Source organism: Vallitalea maricola (assembly GCF_036985595.1).
GTDB lineage: Bacteria > Bacillota > Clostridia > Lachnospirales > Vallitaleaceae > Vallitalea > Vallitalea maricola.
In genome coordinates this window covers 38,536-59,792 of sequence record NZ_BTPU01000060.1, presented here as the reverse complement: position 1 = coordinate 59,792, position 21,257 = coordinate 38,536, and the positions used below count along the sequence as shown (strand labels likewise).

21 protein-coding genes and 1 riboswitch are annotated in these 21,257 nt (G+C 30.3%); of the genes, 4 read left to right on the top strand and 17 right to left on the bottom strand.

Going from position 1 to position 21,257, the window contains the following annotated elements; all coding sequences use genetic code 11:
- Positions 1-409: 409 nt before the first annotated feature.
- On the top strand, positions 410-850 hold the full coding sequence (locus AACQ14_RS16690; protein WP_339364727.1) for an Lrp/AsnC family transcriptional regulator: 441 nt from the start codon (positions 410-412) through the stop codon (positions 848-850).
- Positions 851-931: 81 nt separating this feature from the next.
- On the opposite strand, the gene ribH is transcribed toward AACQ14_RS16690, so the two are convergent.
- From ribH to AACQ14_RS16665, 5 genes are all read right to left on the bottom strand, one after another.
- Entirely contained in the window at positions 932-1,396 is a 465-nt protein-coding gene (gene ribH / locus AACQ14_RS16685; RefSeq protein WP_339364726.1) for a 6,7-dimethyl-8-ribityllumazine synthase, read from the bottom strand.
- A 79-nt stretch (positions 1,397-1,475) separates the two neighbouring features.
- On the bottom strand, positions 1,476-2,684 hold the full coding sequence (locus tag AACQ14_RS16680) for a bifunctional 3,4-dihydroxy-2-butanone-4-phosphate synthase/GTP cyclohydrolase II (RefSeq protein WP_339364725.1): 1,209 nt from the start codon (positions 2,682-2,684) through the stop codon (positions 1,476-1,478).
- Between the two features lie 93 nt (positions 2,685-2,777).
- Positions 2,778-3,425, bottom strand: a complete 648-nt coding sequence (locus tag AACQ14_RS16675) for a riboflavin synthase (protein WP_339364724.1) — start codon at positions 3,423-3,425, stop codon at positions 2,778-2,780.
- A gap of 2 nt (positions 3,426-3,427) precedes the next feature.
- Positions 3,428-4,573, bottom strand: a complete 1,146-nt coding sequence (gene ribD, locus AACQ14_RS16670) for a bifunctional diaminohydroxyphosphoribosylaminopyrimidine deaminase/5-amino-6-(5-phosphoribosylamino)uracil reductase RibD (RefSeq protein WP_339364723.1) — start codon at positions 4,571-4,573, stop codon at positions 3,428-3,430.
- Positions 4,574-4,938: 365 nt separating this feature from the next.
- Positions 4,939-5,050, bottom strand: a riboswitch (FMN riboswitch).
- 78 nt (positions 5,051-5,128) lie between these two features.
- Positions 5,129-6,004: a hypothetical protein gene (locus AACQ14_RS16665; protein ID WP_339364722.1), complete on the bottom strand. Its 876-nt coding sequence runs from the start codon at positions 6,002-6,004 to the stop codon at positions 5,129-5,131.
- A gap of 454 nt (positions 6,005-6,458) precedes the next feature.
- Between AACQ14_RS16665 and AACQ14_RS16660 the strand changes: the two genes are divergently transcribed.
- Positions 6,459-7,964 (top strand): S41 family peptidase, encoded by a 1,506-nt coding sequence (locus AACQ14_RS16660; RefSeq protein WP_339364721.1) that lies wholly within the window; start codon positions 6,459-6,461, stop codon positions 7,962-7,964.
- Positions 7,965-8,063: 99 nt separating this feature from the next.
- Here the strand turns inward: AACQ14_RS16660 and AACQ14_RS16655 are convergent, their stop codons facing one another.
- The gene (locus tag AACQ14_RS16655) at positions 8,064-10,847 is read right to left on the bottom strand and encodes a hypothetical protein (RefSeq protein WP_339364720.1); all 2,784 of its coding nucleotides are present in this window, start codon (positions 10,845-10,847) and stop codon (positions 8,064-8,066) included.
- Positions 10,848-11,063: 216 nt separating this feature from the next.
- Between AACQ14_RS16655 and AACQ14_RS16650 the strand changes: the two genes are divergently transcribed.
- Complete coding sequence (locus tag AACQ14_RS16650; protein ID WP_339364719.1) at positions 11,064-11,285, top strand: hypothetical protein; 222 nt, start codon at positions 11,064-11,066, stop codon at positions 11,283-11,285.
- Between the two features lie 27 nt (positions 11,286-11,312).
- Here the strand turns inward: AACQ14_RS16650 and AACQ14_RS16645 are convergent, their stop codons facing one another.
- The 9 genes from AACQ14_RS16645 to uxuA all read right to left on the bottom strand — a co-directional run bounded on the left by AACQ14_RS16645 (position 11,313) and on the right by uxuA (position 18,671).
- Positions 11,313-11,435 carry an XkdX family protein gene (locus tag AACQ14_RS16645; protein WP_339364718.1) on the bottom strand — a complete coding sequence of 41 codons (123 nt, stop codon included), beginning with the start codon at positions 11,433-11,435 and terminating at the stop codon, positions 11,313-11,315.
- Position 11,436: 1 nt separating this feature from the next.
- The gene (locus AACQ14_RS16640) at positions 11,437-11,769 is read right to left on the bottom strand and encodes a hypothetical protein (RefSeq protein WP_339364717.1); all 333 of its coding nucleotides are present in this window, start codon (positions 11,767-11,769) and stop codon (positions 11,437-11,439) included.
- Between the two features lie 7 nt (positions 11,770-11,776).
- Positions 11,777-12,598, bottom strand: a complete 822-nt coding sequence (locus AACQ14_RS16635; RefSeq protein WP_339364716.1) for a glycine-rich domain-containing protein — start codon at positions 12,596-12,598, stop codon at positions 11,777-11,779.
- A gap of 13 nt (positions 12,599-12,611) precedes the next feature.
- Complete coding sequence (locus AACQ14_RS16630) at positions 12,612-13,022, bottom strand: hypothetical protein (RefSeq protein WP_339364715.1); 411 nt, start codon at positions 13,020-13,022, stop codon at positions 12,612-12,614.
- A 258-nt stretch (positions 13,023-13,280) separates the two neighbouring features.
- Positions 13,281-13,832, bottom strand: coding sequence for a LemA family protein (locus AACQ14_RS16625; RefSeq protein WP_339364714.1), 552 nt, complete (start codon positions 13,830-13,832; stop codon positions 13,281-13,283).
- Positions 13,833-13,917: 85 nt separating this feature from the next.
- A complete protein-coding gene (locus AACQ14_RS16620; RefSeq protein WP_339364713.1) occupies positions 13,918-14,880 on the bottom strand; it encodes a DUF3137 domain-containing protein in 963 nt (320 codons plus the stop codon).
- A 47-nt stretch (positions 14,881-14,927) separates the two neighbouring features.
- Positions 14,928-15,725 carry an alpha/beta hydrolase gene (locus AACQ14_RS16615; protein WP_339364712.1) on the bottom strand — a complete coding sequence of 266 codons (798 nt, stop codon included), beginning with the start codon at positions 15,723-15,725 and terminating at the stop codon, positions 14,928-14,930.
- Positions 15,726-15,988: 263 nt separating this feature from the next.
- Positions 15,989-17,596, bottom strand: a complete 1,608-nt coding sequence (locus AACQ14_RS16610) for a mannitol dehydrogenase family protein (RefSeq protein ID WP_339364711.1) — start codon at positions 17,594-17,596, stop codon at positions 15,989-15,991.
- On the bottom strand, positions 17,580-18,671 hold the full coding sequence (gene uxuA / locus AACQ14_RS16605; RefSeq protein ID WP_339364710.1) for a mannonate dehydratase: 1,092 nt from the start codon (positions 18,669-18,671) through the stop codon (positions 17,580-17,582). The genes AACQ14_RS16610 and uxuA overlap by 17 nt, the downstream gene beginning before the upstream one ends.
- A gap of 329 nt (positions 18,672-19,000) precedes the next feature.
- On the opposite strand from uxuA, the gene AACQ14_RS16600 reads away from it, so the two are divergent.
- Positions 19,001-19,657 carry a GntR family transcriptional regulator gene (locus AACQ14_RS16600; protein WP_339364709.1) on the top strand — a complete coding sequence of 219 codons (657 nt, stop codon included), beginning with the start codon at positions 19,001-19,003 and terminating at the stop codon, positions 19,655-19,657.
- 92 nt (positions 19,658-19,749) lie between these two features.
- Here the strand turns inward: AACQ14_RS16600 and AACQ14_RS16595 are convergent, their stop codons facing one another.
- Complete coding sequence (locus AACQ14_RS16595; RefSeq protein WP_339364708.1) at positions 19,750-20,631, bottom strand: RsiV family protein; 882 nt, start codon at positions 20,629-20,631, stop codon at positions 19,750-19,752.
- 17 nt (positions 20,632-20,648) lie between these two features.
- The gene (locus AACQ14_RS16590; RefSeq protein ID WP_339364707.1) at positions 20,649-21,134 is read right to left on the bottom strand and encodes a sigma-70 family RNA polymerase sigma factor; all 486 of its coding nucleotides are present in this window, start codon (positions 21,132-21,134) and stop codon (positions 20,649-20,651) included.
- Between the last annotated feature and the right edge of the window lie 123 nt (positions 21,135-21,257).

Here is a 21,257-nt window from a genome sequence, read left to right as displayed (position 1 = left end):
TGCATTAAATTGCTTGGTTAATATATCTATTTTATTATTAGCTTTATTTAATTAAGTTATTCATATATATTTCTTTTTTTATTTAATCATCCTCTATTTGCTTTATTAGACTTATTCTCTATAAAAAATATAAAATTTTATCTTTTTAAATCGAAGTATGTTAATGATTTATTTTTATTTTTCTGTTATAATAGAAAAGTAGACTATGTTTAAACTGCAAAAGAAAAGGTCAGACTTTTGCAAACATATTGAAACAAGGGGATTGGCTTTATATTTTAAACTCTATATTTAATATCAATTAAGTAATAGAAAAAATAGTATCTATAAAAAAAATTGTTATTTTTAGTAGAAAACCTATAATTTATAATTTCCTTGTTAAGATATAATTTTAATTTATAGGAGGGATGAAATGGATTCAACCGACTACGATATTATTAGATATTTGCAAGATGACGGAAGAATGCCCATGAAAATATTAGCAGAAAAAGTTTCACTAACTCCACCTGCTGTTGCTGAAAGGGTAAGAAAACTAGAAAAAAGTGGCATAATCACTGGATATAGAGCTATTGTTAATCCAAAAAAACTTGGAAAAACAGTAAAAGCTATTATAAACATCTCAATTAAGTCCGCAAAAAGAAAAGAGTTCTTAGCACTAGTTCAAGAAAACACAAAAATTGTTGAATGTCATCATGTAACTGGAAAATACTCCATGACGATTAAGGTATTATGTCAAAACACATCTGACCTAGAATATTTAATTGGCAAAATACAACAATATGGGAGTACAGAAACACTTATTATTTTATCTAGCCCAATTGAATTCAAATCATTGAATTTTGACTATGAATAAAACTGAGTACATAAATTAAACAAAGAGAGTATTCAAAAAGCCTTAAGTTTTTTGAATACCCTCTTTGCATATAGACTTCTATTAGTTAATGTTACGAAGGAGATTCGCCATTTCTATTGCTGCCATACCAGCCTCAAATCCTTTGTTACCAGCTTTTGTTCCTGCTCTTTCAATAGCCTGTTCAATGGTATCTGTAGTCAGCACTCCAAAGATAACAGGTATTTCCGTATCAAGTGATACATTAGCTATTCCTTTAGATACTTCACTTGCCACATAATCAAAATGAGCAGTAGCTCCCCTTATAACAGCTCCAAGACATATAACACCATCATACTTATTAGTTTTCGCCATCTTTTTAGAGATTAATGGTATCTCAAATGCTCCCGGTGCCCATGCAATTGAAATATCTTCAAGCGATACTCCATGTCTTTTTAATGCATCAATAGCACCTTCCAATAACTTGCTAGATATGAATTCGTTGAATCTCCCTACTACAATACCAAATTTCAATCCTTCTCCTATTAGTTTACCTTCGTATGTAATCATATTATATCAATTCCTTTCTTAATATATTATCTTTATTAGAACTATTAATTTAAACTTCTATATAGAAGCTTTAACTCAATTAACTTTGCTCTAGATTCTTTAATATATGACCCATCTTTTGCTTTTTTACATTTAAATAATGTACATTATTCTTATTACTTGTGATTTCTATTGGTACTCTCTCCACAACATTGATATCATATTTTTCTATACCATTAATCTTATCAGGATTATTAGTCATCAATCTTACTCTATCTACACCAAGATCTTTTAATATCTGAGCGCTAATGCTATATTCTCTTAAATCCTCTTTGAATCCAAGAGCAAGATTCGCATCTACAGTGTCTAGGCCTCCATCTTGTAATTGGTAAGCCATTATTTTGTTGATTAATCCAATTCCTCTCCCCTCTTGTCTCATATAAATAATTACGCCTTTTTCTTCTTTACTTATTCTTTTCATTGCTTCATCAAGTTGTTCTCCACAATCACATCTAGTAGAGCCTAATACATCCCCTGTTAAACATTCTGAATGTATTCTGCATAAAACCGGTTCACCATCATTAATCTTCCCTTTTATCAATGCAATATGCTCTTCTCCCGTTACTTTATTTGTATATCCATATATATGGAAGCTTCCATATTTTGTTGGTAACTTAGCAATAGCTTTTCTTTCAATAATCTTTTCATGTTGTTTTCTATATTCAATAAGGTCTTCAATGGATATAATTTTAAGACTATGCTTAAGGGCAAACTCCATTAATTGTGGCAACCTAGCCATAGTTCCATCTTCATTTACAATCTCACATATAACTCCTGCAGGATACAAATCAGCTAATCTTGTCATGTCTACAGCAGCTTCTGTATGCCCGTTTCTTTCAAATACACCATTATCTCTGGCTATCAATGGAAAAATATGACCAGGTCTTGTAAACTTATCCCCAGTTATATTTTTATCTACCAACTTATTAACAGTTTCACATCTTTCGTAAGCGGATACTCCTGTAGTTGATTCATAATAATCTACTGATACAGTAAAAGCTGTTTTTTTGGAGTCGGTATTTTTATCAACCATTAATGGTATGTTTAATTCATTAAGTCTTTCTTCCATCATAGGAATACACACTATTCCTCTTGCATTCTTTATCATAAAATTCATTATCTCAGGAGTAATTTTCTCAGCTGCTACAAGTAAATCTCCTTCATTTTCTCTATTCTCATCATCTACCACGATTATCATTTTACCTTGTTTTATATCTTCTATTGCTTCTTCAATAGTATTGAATTTCATTTCTATTCACCTCTAAATTTATTTATTCTATTTTTAGATACTTTTAAATTCATACCCTAAAATTAAATATCTAATTTCGTCATATACCTTTAATTACATAAAACCATTTGACCTCAAAAAATCCTTATTTATTGTTGATTGACTATCATCTGTGTTATTATGCAACATACTTTCCACGTATTTTCCAATAACATCACATTCAATATTAACTGTATCACCTATTTTCTTCTCTAAAATAGTCGTATCAATACTTGTTAAAGGTATTATTGATACTTGAAAACTATCCGTGGAAATATCAGCGACTGTTAAACTTATCCCATCTACAGCAACTGAACCCTTATAGATAATATATTTTCTAAGGTCTTTTGAGATATTAATGGTTACTCTTGTTGCGTTGTCATCTTTCAGTAGACTTTTTATTGTTCCTGTACCGTCAATATGTCCTGTAACAATGTGTCCACCAAACCTATCCCCTACTCTTAAAGCAGGTTCTAGATTAACTGAGTGTTTATTTTGTAGATATTTTATATTGGTCATGGACATGGTCTCAGGCATAACATCAACTGTAAAGGTATTTTTATTATAGGTTGTTACAGTTAAGCAAACGCCATTTACAGCAATACTATCGCCCAACCTAATATCATTAAGAAGATTACTGGCTTTTATAGTCAATTTAGCTGAATGTTTTCCCTTTTCTATTTTAACTATCTCTCCTACTTCACTAATTAACCCTGTGAACATTTTCAGCCCTCCCAATTAACCTTTCCCTTGATTAATATATCATCACCTATCTTTTCTAATTGGATATCTTTTAGGGTATAGGCATCTTTTATCTGTTTAATCCCTTTTCCTCCTATTGGTGTTATTGCTTGTTGTCCTCCAATAAGTTTTGGAGCGATAAAAGCATATACTTCGTCAATTATACCTGCTTTTAGGCAACTATAATTCAACTTGCTTCCTCCTTCTAATAGAATACTGTCAATTTCCATTTCCCCTAATTTAGTCATTAGTTTATTCATATCAACTCTATTATTCTTTTTATCAATCATAAGGATGGTGATACCCATTTTTTCTAGTACTTTCACTTTTTCTATAGGTGCATCATTAGTTGTTGCAATTATTGTTTTTCCTTTTTCTGATAATACTCTAGCTTGTAGAGGAATTCGGCATGTTGTATCAATTATAATTCGTATGGGATTAACACCTGTTTGGTTAGTCAATCTAGTTGTCAATGATGGATTATCTGCTATGACAGTACCTATACCTACCATTATTGCTGTCACCCTATGTCTTATTTCATGGACATATTCTCTTGATCTATCACTAGTTATCCATTTGGAATCACCTGTTGAGGTAGCAATTTTTCCATCTAGTGTCATAGCTGTTTTCATAATGCAGTAGGGCTTTTTGGTTGTTATATACTTAATAAATATTTTATTTAGTTCTTGTATCTCATGTTGGCAGATGCCACATGTAACTGTAATGTTATTATCTCTAAGCATTTTGATTCCTTTTCCAGCTACTAATGGATTAGGGTCTTTCATACCTACTATTACCTGCTTTATTCCACTTTTTATTATTGCGTTAACACAAGGTGGGGTCTTACCATAGTGAGAACAGGGTTCAAGAGTAACATACATAGTGGCTCCTTTTGTGCTTTTTTTGCAGTTATTAAGAGCGTTAATTTCAGCATGGTTATGACCTATTTTTTCATGATAGCCTTCACCTATTATTAAACCGTCTTTTACGATAACAGCTCCAACAAGCGGGTTTGGGTTAACGTATCCTATACCTTTTTTTGATAGGCTTATGGCTCTTTGCATGTACTTAATATGTTCATTGTAAGTATTTTCTTTGTTTTTTAATTCCTTGGGATTTAATTGTTTCATTGCAATTTATCTACCTCCTAGTACAAAGTATTCGTAACATAATGTTACTTGGTTATACTAATTGTAAGTAGAAATCTGCAAGGTTGATTTATGATGTGAGAAGTGATTTTTTGATTTGCAATAGATAATAAAATGATGGTTGGTATCTATTGTTAAGTACTAATGTATGTATAACTAATTATAATTTCATACAAATACTCAATAAAAAAGATAATTACTTTGTTATACATCAAAAACATCAAAAAACCTTGAAGAATTAATTCTTCAAGGTCATCTATTCATACATGAGTTAGTCAAATTAAATATTAATAAATATATTAACATTGACTAATTTAATAACAAAAGTTTTCAATAAACTCTTTGTTATTTTCCTTCTCTCATCCAGACTTTACTGTCGGTCTTGGAATTTCACCAAGTCAGTTTTCACTCGCGGACTTTACCGCCGGTCGGGAATTACACCCTGCCCTGAAGGTTTCTATTCAATTTTTTTTAGTATATCATATTTTGCTTGTAAAAATCAAGAAGAAAATTTTGCAATAGCCACAACTATTCCCGTTATTTTTCAACAGCTTCATTGCTAACAGTGGTATTAGTTCCCATCATTTCGTTAATACTTGTCACTGTTTTATTAAACTCTTCATCTGTAGCAGGATACCACATTCTTTCAATGTTAGTAACACCAAATGAACTTAAGACTCCAGGGCTTGGTGCCCAGAATCCTACTTTTTCAGTAATCTCATGGGAATATTCTAAAAGCTTTAAATCAATACCTATTAACTCATAGAAATCTTTTTCTAATTCTCTCTGCATAGTGATATAGCCTTTTTGCTCTTCTATCATCTTTTCAGATGCACCTTGATTCTTTAGTTCCTCTTCTAAATTTTTCATATCAAAACTATTTACTCCACCATGGAACATTAGTAAAGAACCTTCTTTTACTACTTTATTTCTACCTGCCATGAATAAATAGTTTGCTGCTGAGGAAGCACATATTTTATCTACAACAACATCAATCTTACTGTCATAAATAACTTTTGCTATCCGTAATCCTGAATAAGTATCTCCACCTCCTGAGTTTATAACTAATGTTTTGACATCTGAATTGAAAACTTTCATAAAATCATCATATGAAGTTTCTGTAATTGTACCATCTAATCGTAAGGTATCTCCATTTTCAGAAAGTGTCCATGTTCCATTTACTACCGTTTCTTCTGTTCCTTCCATTATTTCTTGTTCTTCAGTATCTTGGGTTGTTTCTTTTATTACTTCTTCTGTTACTTCATTTGCATTTTCTGTTTCTGTTACTTTTTTTGTTTTGGTTGACTCTGTTGTTACTGCTTCTTCTTGTTTTTCTACCTCTTTTTTCCCACATCCTGTAAATAATGATGTAATAAGTAATAAACTCATTATTAATATAACTGTTTTTTTCACACTTAATTCCTCCTTACTGATTAATAATCTTCATCTTTTCTAGGTATCATATTCTAAGACTTTTATTAAAACTACATTAGACTCAATCTAGAATATCTCTTTTGGCTTATACCCTTCTCGGATTATATTCTACTATTCATTTTTGAATAATTGCTTAAATATTCCTTAATTAAATCTTAATATTAAACTAAACGTATTCCATATTATCTACTAAATCTTAAATATAGATCAAGGATTTATAATATTACCTCATCACTCTATGAAATAAAAAAATATAATTCTATATAAAAACAAGAAAAGTTTCAGATTAATTTAAGAATTAATTAAGATTAATAATCTATTATATAATTATGGTAATTAATTCCATAATTCATCTTTATAAAGTAATATCTATAAAGATAGTAAATTAATCTAAATAAAAAACATATTAAAAATTAATAAGGAGGCACAACAAATGAAAAGAATAATCAGTAGTTTTATTATCATCTGTATGTTGTCGTTTACGGCGACAACTGCTTACGGAGAAGAATTAAAGTATAGTAAAGAAGCATACCTAGCAGATTTACAAGTCTTTGAAGAATTACTAGAAAAGAATCATGGGAATCTATATGAAAGTGTAAAAAAAGAAAAACTAGACGAACTATTTTTAAAAGCTAAATCTAAGATAAATGACAAAACAACCATTCGTGATTTTTACAATGAGTTATCCTATATAGTCAATGCCATCAATGATGGTCATACATCAATCATGTCAAGTAATAGATTTTCAATGAATACAAACGAGGATAAATCATATTTACCATTGAAAGTTAAATTTATTAACAAAAAAATGTATTGTGATTTCATAAATGATTATATTCCTGTAGGAGCTGAAATTCTTGAAATAAATGGCGATAAAGTAGATGATATCGTATCCAAATTAATGTATTCTACTGGAAGTGAAACTGGAACAAATGGTTTAAACTATAAAATCCTTGAAGCTATGCTGGATTCTCTATATCCACAAATGATTAAGTATACAGATAAACATACAATTAAATATAAAGACATGAAAGATAATAAGATTAAAACAGTGGTTATTAAATCTGAGGATGTGGATACACAGAAAATCTATACTTTCGCACATTCCAATTATATTAAAGACTCTTATGGCAATCCACTAGAACCTTTAAAAGCAGAATTCCACCCAGAAAAAAATGCTGCTGTTCTTAGAATTTTTACTTTTGCTCCTAGTGATTACGACGGTTTTAAATTATATGTTGATAAATTCTTTGAAGATGTTAACTACCTTAAAATAAAAAATATAATCTTTGACGTACGAGGAAATTTAGGTGGAGATCTTGAACTTCTAAATTATATATTGGCATATGTAAAATCACAACCATTCAATGCTATAAAAAGTGAAACAATTAAAGATTATGACTTAGTAAGAAATGATTTGCTCACACCTGAAAGTCAACAAAGCTTGGAAAGTTTTACCCAATTAAAAGAATCTCTATCAGAACTCGAAGGAATGACAGAAGAACAATTGACAGAAGAAGGGGTCAAACTTATTAAAGAAGCTCTTTATTCTTATGATTTAGAACAAATTGAACCTATGAAAGAAAATAATTTCAAAGGTAATGTATATGCTCTAGTAGACGGAGGATCATTTTCTTGTGGGTCTATCTTCCCTCAAAGAATTCAAGAGTTAAAAAATGGATATTTAGTGGGAGAAGAAGCTTCTGGAAATTACTATAGCACAACAGCAGGTATTCTTCCTACATATTATCTTCCAAATACAAAATTACAACTGACTATACCATTGCAGCAACTCATTATGCATGAAGAACCCGTTAAAAATATACCACTTGTATCTGGGGTTAAACCTGATTATCCAGTAGAGTTGACCTATGATGATTATATGAAAAAAATAGATACTCAGCTTGAATACGTTTATAATCTTATTAAACAACAATAAAAAACAAAAGTTAATTTAAGAATAGTTTTTAGAGAAGATGAGCAAAAGCCTAGACCCCTTGTTATCTTGTTATATAAGGACTTCTAGGCTTTCTGTTTACTAATCTACTGGTAATTTATTTATTAGTCTAACATCTATTAAACACATTATATCTATAAGTTGTTTTTCAATAAATACATAGTTTCTATCTCCTATAATTATGCCTATGCCTTCTGGATAATTTAAAGCAGTCATTTTATCTAGCTTTATAATTACAGTGTTTTCACCTTGTTTTACACCTTGTTTATAAAATTTTTGAAGACCTTCTGCATTACCTTGTAAGAAAATACCTATATCTGTCATTTCACTTGATTCATACTTCATTTTTATATAAACACAGTTATCGTCTACTACAGCTCCTATATCATTTACTATACATTGTTTTTCATCAAATTCAACTCCATAGGAAATTGGCATATATTCTATATTGTCATCTTCAAATACAATTAAATCATTCTGTTCTTTATTGACATAAGGTAATACTCTAAAATCAATATTTCTATTGACATCATTATATTTTTTAATATTATCGTCATTGTTACTATTATTAGAATCATCGCATATATTATCCAATAAAGATTTTTCTATTAATATAAATTCTCTATCTCCTATATTAATAGCTAATCCTGCTGTATAGTTTAATACATTTTTTCTATTTAATTTTATTATTACTGTATTATTTCCTGCTTTAGTACCATTTGGATATATTTCTTTCAATCCAGGAGTATCTCCTTGTAAGAATATGCATAGATAATTATCTGCATTTGCTGTATATTTTAACTTGATATATATATTCTCATTATCTATTGCTGCACTAACTTCATCTACTTTATCTTCTGTATCTGTAAAGTCACAATTATGATTAATTGGCATATATTTAATCCCGTCATCACCAAATGCTACTACTTCATTTTGTTCTTTTTCTATATATGGTACCTTATTTTCGTCTTGTTCATCTTCATCGTCATCATTATTAGGATCATAGCATATTTTATCTAATAAAGCTTTATCTATAAATATAAAATTTCTGTCTCCTGTATTTACAGCTAATCCCGCTTCATAGTTCAATACTTTCTTTTTATTCAACTTTATTATAACTGTATTATCTCCTGCTTTGGTACCGTTCTGATATAATTCTTTTAATCCTGGTGCAATTCCTTGTAGGAATACACATAGAAGATTATTTGCACTTGCTGTATACTTCACCTTGATATACACATTTCTGTTATCTATTGCCGCACTTACTTCATTTACTTGATTTTCTGTATTTGCAAAATCATAGAAATGTTTAATAGGCATATATTCTATTCCATCGTCTTCAAATACTACCATCTCATTTTGTTCTTTTTCTATGTATGGTACTTCTAGTTTATCATCTTCTTCTGAACCGTCATCATTATTATTTGGGTCATAGCATATTTCATCTAATAAGGCTTTATCTATAAATATAAAATTTCTATCTCCTGTATTCACAGCTAATCCCGCTTCATAGTTCAACACTTTCTTTTTATCCAACTTTATTATAACTGTATTATCTCCTGCTTTGGTACCGTTTTGATATAATTCTTTTAATCCTGGTGCATCTCCTTGTAGGAATATACATAGAAGATTATTTTTACTTGCTGTATATTTTAATTTAATATACACATTTCTGTTATCTATTGCCGCACTTACTTCATTTACTTGATTTTCTGTGTTTGTAAAATCATAGAAATATTTAATTGGCATATATTCTATTCCATCGTCTTCAAATACTACCGTCTCATTTTGTTCTTTTTCTATGTATGGTACTTTTAGTTTATCATCTTCTTCTGAACCGTCATCATTATTATTTGGGTCATAGCATATTTCATCTAATAAAACTTTATCTATAAGTATAAAATTTCTATCTCCTGTATTTACAGCTAATCCTGCTTCATAATTTAGTACTCTCTTTTTATTCAGTTTTATGATTACTGTATTATCTCCTGCTTTGGTACCGTTTTGATATAATTCTTTCAATCCTGGTGCATCTCCTTGTAGGAATACACATAGAATATTATTTTTACTTGCTGTATATTTTAATTTAATATACACATTTCTGTTATCTATTGCCGCACTTACTTCATTTACTTGATTTTCTGTATTTGCAAAATCATAGAAATATTTAATTGGCATATATTCTATTCCATCGTCTTCAAATACTACCATCTCATTTTGTTCTTTTTCTATGTATGGTACTTCTAGTTTATCATCTTCTTCTGAACCGTCATCATTATTATTAGGGTCATAGCATATTTCATCTAATAAGGCTTTATCTATAAATATAAAATTACTATCTCCTGTATTCACAGCTAATCCCGCTTCATAGTTCAACATTTTCTTTTTATTCAACTTTATTATAACTGTATTATCTCCTGTTTTGGTACCATTTTGATATATTTCTTTTAATCCTGGTACATCTCCTTGTAGGAATACACATAGAGTATTATTTGCACTTGCTGTATACTTCAACTTGATATACAAATTTCTGTCATCTATAGCAGCACTTACTTCATTTACTTGATTTTCTGTATTTGTAAAATCATATCTATATTGGATTGGCATATATTCTATTCCATCATCTACAAATACTACCATATCGTTTTGTTCTTTTTCTATGTATGGTACTTCTGGTTTAACTTGTTCTGAACAAACTTGATTGTTATCATTACTTTGTTCACAATTCACATCATCCAATGAATTATCCTGTATATTAGTTGATATTGTATTATCTTGTTCTGCAGCTAAACTTTCACAAAAACTTACATTGAACATTAATGCAAACACTATCATTATAGCAATAATCTTATTAAATAATTTCATCTTTTTCTACCTCTCTTATTGTGTATAATTATAATAATTCATTATTATTAGTTATATATTTTATACAATATATAACCAATATAATATCACTTTAATCCCTGTATTTCAATTACATATTTACTATTATGTTATTTTTTTCTTATATTTTTGTTCTAAGCTTGTATATTTGGACATATACTCTTATAAATATAATTTTTATATAAAAAGGTGATAAATATGACAAGTTACTTACCACCATTAATATTATTGAATTTAGCTCTAATGCTTCTTATTATATACAAAGTATTATCTCTTGTTAAATTAGATAAGATCAAAAAAATCAATACATATACTGAAGCTAAAACTATATTTGGAACTTTTAAGCATTATATTCATTTTATATTTTCACCTTCCAAAGAAGGAAATGGTAATGAAGGTGGAAATGATGATGATGGATAATTTTGTTTATTAGTGCGTAATGGTATCCTATGACGCACTAACTATTTGTTCTTTTTGTTCCTGTGTAATCCATTTTTTATTTACTGCTTTTGCTAATCCATCTTCATTAACTTTATCTTTCTTATACAATATTTTTAGTCTCTCAAACAAATTATTCACCACCCATTAAACAATCAATTAATAATTGGTCAATAATTTCTTGCATATTTGTATTCTCTGCTTTTAACATGCTGTATTTTTCCTCACTTGTTGTATCTCTCTGAATTACTGTTCTTTTTGGAATTAAAACTCTACCCTCTTCATCTACATAGTCTTTTGATGTCAAAAAAGAACCATCTTCATATATATCCTCAACGCTTACAGGATAATTATCACAATTTATTACTTCATCATATCCGTCTTGATTACCTATCATATTTGCCATTGTATAATCTGCAACAATAATATTTTCTATTATGTTATTTTTGATTAAAGCATATCTCATAATACTCTTACTCCTCTCTATATCTTATTATAACAACACCGCTACCTCCATATCCGCTTTCTTTCGTGTCTTTACCAGAACCACCTCCACCACCTCCAGTGTTTGCAGTTGCTGATTTTCCTGTATAATATCCACCATTTCCACCACCATGAGAAGCAGTACCTATTGAATAATTTATATTTGCTGTACCACCGCCGCCTCCTCCAGCATAGTAAACATTATTAATTGGGCAAAGGGTACTTATTCCACTTCCTGTACCACCATTATTTCCCCAACCACCTTTACCTGAACCTCCATTAATACCTCCATTACCGCCAGAACGATATTCAGTTTGAACGTGCTTTGAATTTCCACCTCCACCTCCACCTGAACCTCCTGAACTTCCACCACTCCTTTGAATGCCACCATATCCACCGCCTGCAGATAATGATCCAAAACGGGTAATCCCCCCGCCTCCACCTCCAATAGTTACGGAAACACCTGATTCAAAATACGTTTCTAAAGAAAAATCTAATATATAGTCAACATGTCCTGAACCGCCTCCGCCTCCGCTTGCGTAAAGGTTCTCGTTACCATAGTATTCTGCTGTATTACCATTTCCACCACCGCCAACTATGAATACATCAATTTTTTCAACTCCTTCTGGTACTTTCCAGATTTGAGATGATGTAAAAACACGAATAAATGAATCTGGACTTTTCTTATACCCCTCTTTCCAATTACCATTTATATTACAAAATATCTTATCAATATCCTTCCAACTACCATTAACATTAACATAGCCCTTATTCATCTCTTTGCTACCATCAACGTTTACGCTAATACTCATTTATTTTCATCTCCTATGCTTTATATTTTATCCATATGTCTCCATTAGTACCTCCACTAGGACTAGATGTTGATAAGGTAATCTTTCTCTTTTGGTCAGTATTTAGGATATTTTCTTTGGTAGCTAAAGCAGTAGTATTGTCGCTTACATCGTTCGCAATATCAGCCATACCCGTACTAACCTCATTAACCGCCCCAACCAAACTACTCTTTTCCTCAGTCTTTAACTCACTCTTATCACCTATATCCTCTTTAACCTCATTAACAACCTCGCTATTTCCTCTTATCCTCCCCTCCTGTTCATCATATTTACTATCAATCTTATCCCAATTATCATTCAACATAGTCTTAATATTAAATGTGGAATTACCATCTGTTTCTAAATCTACTTTATACAAATCCATATTTGATGTATATTGTGGCATTGTTGATACCTCCTAAATTGTTTAATATTTTATAATTCAATAACGTACGTATTAATTACTATCAAAAACATGTTTTGCTTGAATTAATAATAACATCATGCAACACGACATTAACACGACACGTTTTCCAAATTATAAACAATAGCTCTAAACCAGATTAATACAACAAAAAAACTAAACTGTACAATATTAATCCATTGTACCGTTTAGTTAAATCACACCATAACACGACATTATTATTCCATCTTTATTCCCTTATCAAAACAAATCCTTCACACTAACATTTTCTCTCTCTTCACTACTAATACTGAATACTTCTTCACTCTTAAAACCACCAATAGAAGCAATTACATTACTAGGGAAAGTCATGATACTATTATTATAATCAGTTACTGCTGAGTTATAGAATCTTCTAGCCGCAGATAACTGCTCTTCTACTTCAAAAAGAGTTCTTTGTAAATTAACAAAGTTAGTATTAGCTTTTAGGTCTGGATAATTTTCCACTGCTACATTGAATTCTTTCATTGCTGAGTTAGTCTGTTGGTCTAATTGTAATTTCTCATTATTACTTAGATTAGGACTACTTGCCTTAGTCCTCAACTCTGTAATACGATTCAATAACTCTTTTTCATGCTGCATATACTCTTTAACAGTTGCTACAAGATTAGGAATCAAATCATAACGTTTTTTTAGTTGAACATCAATCCCTGCAAAAGCATTCTTTATTTGATTCTTCTTTCTAACGATACTGTTATACATCATAATACCAATCAAAAATACTAGTACAACTCCAATAACTACATAAATCATTCTCATCTCTCCTTAATTTTTCTAGTATAGAACACCTCTATACTTACTTAATTATCCACTTACCACGATACCTTAGATAAATCTCTTAATAATCTTTATTCCATATATTATTATTAAGACTCAAATCCTCAATAATGCTAAAATAAAAATTCAATTGTTCATAGTATACTGCCAAATCCTCAAATTTTTCTAGTGACTGTCCAAGGCTTGCTTCTAGTAGGTTGTCATAAGTATATATAGTTAAATACATTTGATTATTCCTAAAAGCAATTCTCATTTCTCCATCTGCTTTATCTTTTAATCTTTTAAGTTTTTCCATAAAACTAGGTGTTAATATGTATCTTGCTTCAATCTGATCTTCACTGTATACTTCAAATTCTTTTTCAAACTCTACATCTTCCAGCTTGACTCTACTAGTTCCAGATTTTCCTCCTATGCAATTCAATATGCCACTGTCTTTTAGTACATATGTTGAACTCTTGAATGATTTATTAAAATCAACTATCATAAAAACGCCTTTGAATATAGTTGAATAATGTGTTTTACCTTCGCTGTCTGTATGTCTATCTTCAGTATGTAGTTCAGACATCCTTACATTAATGCCATTTCCATTTTTCTCATCTTCATCTGTTACAAATATAGTTCCAGAAATCAAATCTTCTCCATTATATCTGTCATAACTTCCATAAAGATTGGATTGTTTATATTCTCTTTCTGTTATATGCTCTTTTGGTGTATAAGTTAAATCTTCTCCAAAGAACTTGATAACTTCATTGATTATCTCTGTCTTGAATATCTTATTAAAATTACCACTGAAACTAGAAACAATCATTAATCCAATGATAATCAGCCCAAATATAATGAATATTGCAAATGGTGATCTTGTGGACGATATAATAATTATAGCTATTATTGCAGCTATGGAAAAATAGATAATCAAAGCTCTATTCCTCTTACTTCTTATTTCAGTTCTTTGTTTTTCAATATCATCCAACTTAGGTTTTAACCTATCATTATAAAAATTTCTATACTCTTGTAAAGACTTCATCAAAATTCCCCCTGATTAGTTATTATTAATCCTTATTGTATAATCTATTAAATATCTAACCATTCAATAACATGTTCAATCATCTTATTCCAGAAATCCCATGTATGCTCACCAGGACATTCTTCATAGGTAAGATTCAATCCCTTTGATTTGGCATAATCTCTAAAATTGATATTATCTTCATATAAGAAATCCTCTGTACCACAGCATTGATATAAGTCTGGCATCTCCTTGCCTTCAGCTATATTCTTATCCATAACGTAAAATAAGTCATTGCAACTATCTTTCATCTCTTCATAACTGCCGAATATATTCCTTACTTCCTCTATCTGAAAAGAAATATTATCTGGTACAGGGTTTTCTTCATTGGTTTTAATGTATTCCTCCATTTTTTCCATATTATTAAGCATTCCTAGTGCACCGGATAGACTAGCTGCTTTACTGAATTTTTCAGGATGATTAAGAGCAAGTTTCATTGCACCGAATCCACCCATTGATAATCCTGCTACGAATGTATCCTGTCTTTTATCTGAGATAGGAAAGAATTCTTTAGCGACAGCAGGGAGTTCTTCACTTACAAAGGTAAAATATTTATAACCATTCTTCATATCTGTGTAAAAACTTCTATGAACATTTGGCATTATAATTACTAATTCTTTATCTCTGACATAATTTTCGATCAAGGTCCTTCTCTGCCAGTCTTTATGTCCTCCAGATAAGCCATGTAGTAGATAGAGTACTGGATATTTCTTATTGGACCCTATGCTTTTTTCTGGTAGAATAGCTATTAATTCAGTTGTTAAGTCGAGTACTTTGGAAGTAAAATTACATTCAATTAGTGCCATATTATTATCTCCTATTCGTATTTATTCTAAATTATATGACTTTATTTTATCAGATTATCATGTATTAATCCATCACAATAATGAATTAATCTCTACATAAAAATCTACAATTTTATTATGATTAAGTAGTTTTTATATCAATAATGGTTGTATAGTAAAAGCAATAATAAGTAGTTGATATACTAATAGTTCCTAATAAAATACATAAAAAAACCGAGACATCTACATACTCATGTCTCAGTTTCATTAATTTCTATTATCTCTTAACCAACATATTTTTGTAATGTACTACGTACAGCTCCAGTACCTTTAATCATTTCCATAAACATACCTTCAATCTTCTTACCTAGATTCACCTCATATAAATCAATACCAAATATCTTTTTATTGGATAGAATACCACTAATGTCTGCTGAGGTATCTCCTAGCTTAATTCCTTCTACTAAGGCTTGTAAATCATCAATTAATGGGTCAGGACTAAGAATAAATTCCTTGCCGTTATCATCAACACCTAACAGATATCTACACCAAGTTGCAATAGCCAATGGAATAGCTACTAAATCCTCTGGATTAAGATCATCTCTTTTTACATAAGATTTTATTGTTTCACCAAATCTGATACCCATTTTCTGTGATGTATCTGTAGCAATCCTTTGAGGAGTATCTGGTATAAAAGGATTAGCGAACCTTTCGTTCACTACTTCATCCAAAAAGGCTTTTGGATTAACGATTCCTGGGTCAACAACAACTTTTAACCCTTCTTCATATCCAATAGTTGTAACAAATTTTTTCAAGGTCTCATCTTTCATTTCATCAGCTATCAAAGTATGTCCAAGCAAACATCCTGATACCGCTAAAGCAGTGTGCAAAGGATTAAGACAAGTTGTTACTTTCATAGTTTCTACCTTATTGACTGTCTCTCTATCAGTAAATATGATTCCTGCTTCTTCAAGCATTGGTCTGCCATTGGTGAACTTATCTTCTATAACAAGATATTCGCTTACTTCAGCATTGACAAATGGTGCCATATAAGAATTCTTTGATGTAATAATTACAGCCATATCTTCTATTCCTTCATTACATAAGGCTTCTTTTACTGTTTCTGATGGTCTTGGAGTTATTTTATCAATCATTGATAATGGGAATGTTATTTTATTTTCATCTTCAAGATACTTGATGAAATCTTCTTCAACGAAACCTTTTCCTAACCATTCTTTTGCTATTGTTATTACTGCCTGTTTTAATTTATCTCCATTATGAGAACAGTTATCCATACTGACAAATGTCATTGGGAATTTACCCTTTTGATATCTCCGGTATGCTAATGAAGTAATGATACTCATAGTATGAAGAGGGTTTTTGGGTCCATTTTCTATGTCTTTTTGTATAACTGACATAAAGTTACCAGAAGCATCTGTTAAGGAATATCCCTTTTCAGTTATAGTGAAACTTACCATTTGTAAGCTTGGATTCTCAAATATACTGACTAATCTTTCATTGTCAGAAGTCCTGCTTTTATCTGTTGTTATTCCTTCAACTATGCTGCCAATAACCTTTTTATTAAAATCACCATTAGCATTCATTAATACTAATAATGTTAGATTATCATAAGGCTCATATACTTTGTCCATTACTTCAAAATCAAAGGATTCCACAGCTACTATTCCTGTATCTGCTTTTCCTGAGTTAAGTAATTTTTGATTAGCATTAGCGATGAATCCTCTAAATATATTACCAGCTCCAAAATGTACCCACTTAGGTTCTTCTTTTGTTTTATGTAAAACAATGTTGTAATCAAACTCTGGTAATTCTACACCTATTGCTTCCCATGCTGATTTATTCTCTATGCTTTCTCTATTTAACTTTAACATCAGGCTCCTCCTTTCTCTTATCAAGGCTATCCCATACACCTAACATATACATGACACCTAGAGCTCTATCATATAATCCGTAACCAGGTCTACAATCTTTTTCCTCACCCCATAGATGTCTACCATGGTCAGGACGAATGTATCCTTCAAAATCATTATCATGATATGCCTTCAATACTTCATAGATATCCACACTACCATCTTTACCTCTATGAGATACTTCAATAAAATCTCCATTTTTATAGACTTTGACATTACGTATATGTGCAAAATGTATTCGGTCATGGAATTCACGGATAATACCTGGTATATCATTTTCTAGGTTAGGACCTAGAGAACCAGTACATAGAGTCAATCCATTATAAGGACTGTCTACTAATTCAAGAAATCTCTTAATATGTTCTCTGCTTCTAACAATACGAGGTAATCCAAAAATAGGCCATGGTGGATCATCCGGATGAATAGCCATTTTCACATCATATTCCTCACATACTGGAATGATACGCTCAAGGAAATATTTTAAATTATCAAACAAAATATCTTCTGTCATTCCTTCATAAGCTTTAAATAAATCGTCTAATTTTGCCATACGTTCTGGCTCCCAACCAGGCATAGTGAATTCTCCTGCTCCATCTAGTATCTTCTGAGCCATTTTTTTAGGATCGTTTTGAATAGCATTCTTCTCATAGAACAGAGCATTAGAGCCATCTGGCAATTCCTTATATAATTCCGTTCTAGTCCAATCAAATATAGGCATAAAATTATAACATATAACTTTCACACCTGCCTTGGATAGTTTCTTGATAGTATCAATATAAATATCAATATACTTATCTCTGCTAGGTAAACCTAACTTTATATCATCATGAACATTTACACTTTCAACAACTGCTGGGCTTAACCCCTTGCTAGTTATTTGACTTACTACTTCCTGGATTCTTTCTGTTTCCCATACTTCACCAGCCACTTTATCATGTAAAGACCAAACTGCTCCTGTAACTCCAGGAATCTGGCGAATATGGTCTAAGGTTATGGAGTCATTTCCTTCTCCATACCATCTCCATGTCATCTGCATAGTATTCCTCCTTGTATTCAATGCTATTACAAAATTTCAATAATCATTCTAAATCTGTTTATTTCCTAGGAAAAGTTCTTGTATACAAGTTCTTATGGTTTAATAGTATAATAACCATATACCTTTTGTCAATGTATTTTTTTTCATTTTTCCCTTTACCAATCATATATTTTTATGTATACTTGAATATATCAGCAAAACCGCTAATTGATTAATGATTAGCCCCACCTATTGCTTGTTAGATGTAATATAATTTATAATACTTATCGTTAAATAATCAACTTGTATACTAACAATAGGTTGAACATATATAGAAAGTTGGAACTTAGATGGCATCAAAAAAGGAAGAAATTATAAAGCAACTGAAAGAAGAAATATTGTGTATGGAATTAAAACCAGGCACTATAATTAGTGAAACAACTTTATCTGAACGTTTTCAGATATCCAGAACTCCCATTCGTGATATTCTGAAACAGCTTTCTGCCGAAGGATATATAGATATATACCCTCAAAAAGGCAGTATAGTTTCATACATCGACTTAGAATCTGTAGAACAGATTATATATCTTAGAAGTACACTTGAAAAGGAAATCATTAAAGAATTATCTCTAAATATCCCTTTAAAAGGATTGCATGAATTGAAAACCATCTTGACAAAACAGGAAGAATGTATAAAAAACCATGATTCCTTCAACGATTTCATGTATCTAGATGATGCTTTTCACAAAAATCTATTCACATTGGCTGGACGCTTGTTTTTATGGGATATCATTCAACAATTTAATGCTCATTATATAAGATATAGAAAGCTGAATATGTTAAAAGAAGAAAAACTTACTGAAATATTGGAAGAACATCAATTAATACTAAAATATATCATTGATGGAAAAACAGATAAGATAGAACAGCTTGTTCATCATCATATCCGTGCAGATGTAAATTCTTTCTATTTCCAAGAAAACTTTGATGAGTATATAAAAAAATAAACAGGAAGATAGAATAGGTTGTTCTATACCTAGTCTATCTTCTAAAATTGCAGCCATTTAAAAAAATGTTTTATCAGACTGCCCCATTATTTTTACTTAATATATTCATCTCCAACTAAAATATCAGATATGACCTCTGTTGGAATTACAAATTTAACTACTCCCATATATCCTGGGGCAACTTCATATTCATCAAATGAAATAACTAATTGATTTTTATCATCTATATAAAAGTTCTGATCACTAGCTATTTTATCATATCCAGTCTCGCCTTTTTCTTTATCAGCAAAGAAATATGTTACATTCTCATCTGTCTTCATTTGTTGTTCCATTTGCTCTTTAATATTATCACTGATTATTTCAATATATGAATCATCTTTGAATAATGATGGTAGAGTTATTAGTATTTCTTTCTCTTTATCAATTGTATCATATTTTATCTGTTCATAAGCTGAACCTTTTATCTCAACTATATATCTTTCTATAGCAAATATTTTATCAGTATCAGTTATCACGTTGTATCCACTGTCTACTGCTGAAGGTCCTTTATTTTCCTCCTTGTCTTTTATTTCATCCATGAATTTGTTGTATAGTTCTTTACCTTCTTGAATATATTTTTCATTTAAGCTAAGTTCTAATTCTTCATTTTCTAACCCATCAATGGAAGGCACCTTAATATTGGCTTCATGATTATCTTCATTGACCTTATATTCTCTGAATGTGAATACTTTTACTAGATTACTTATAATTGGAACATCAGCTAACGCTTTAGCAGATGACTCACTGCAATTTATTACTGTTACAAATATAGCTAAGGAAGCAGCTACTGCTCCAGCCCATCTTATAATATTATTTTTTCTCATATTTTTCTTAACTCCTTTTTTTATAGAATCCTTTACTATAAAATCCAATTTGTCTGATACAGGTATATTCATGTATTCATTTTTTAGATTTTCTAATTTTTTATCACTCATAATTTACCTCCTCAAAGTTAAGCATCAAGCTTAATCTTTAATTTTTTAAGTGCAGCATATAATCTAGTTTTTATAGTATTTACATTTTCATTTAACACATTTGCGACTTCCTCTATCTTCAACCCCTCAAAATATCGAAGTACTACAATACTTCGATAATCTACAGGTAAATCATCTAGAGCTCTTAATAAGTCTACATTCTGGTAGCTATCATGTATTCCATCACTGTATTTTTCTAACGTTACTGTATCTACTAAATATACTTTTTTCTGCTTACGTAAATAATCCAAAGAAGTATTAACAACTATTCTATAAAACCAAGTATTAATATAATCAGGATTCTTTAGTTTATTTATAGACAAAAGAGCTTTGTAAATAGATTCTTGTACTATGTCCAAAGTATCATCTGGATTTTTTACATAGCTATACGCCAATCTATAATACTTTTCTTTATTATCGATAATATAATTTGTTACTATTGTTTCTAAATCCTTTTTTCTCATAATTGAATAAAGCTCCTTACTGATACGCATCATAAATTGTCTGACACTATATAGACGTATACCTATAAAAAAAAGTTTTACCTATTTCAAATACATTTTTATATTGTAACATTACACATATAT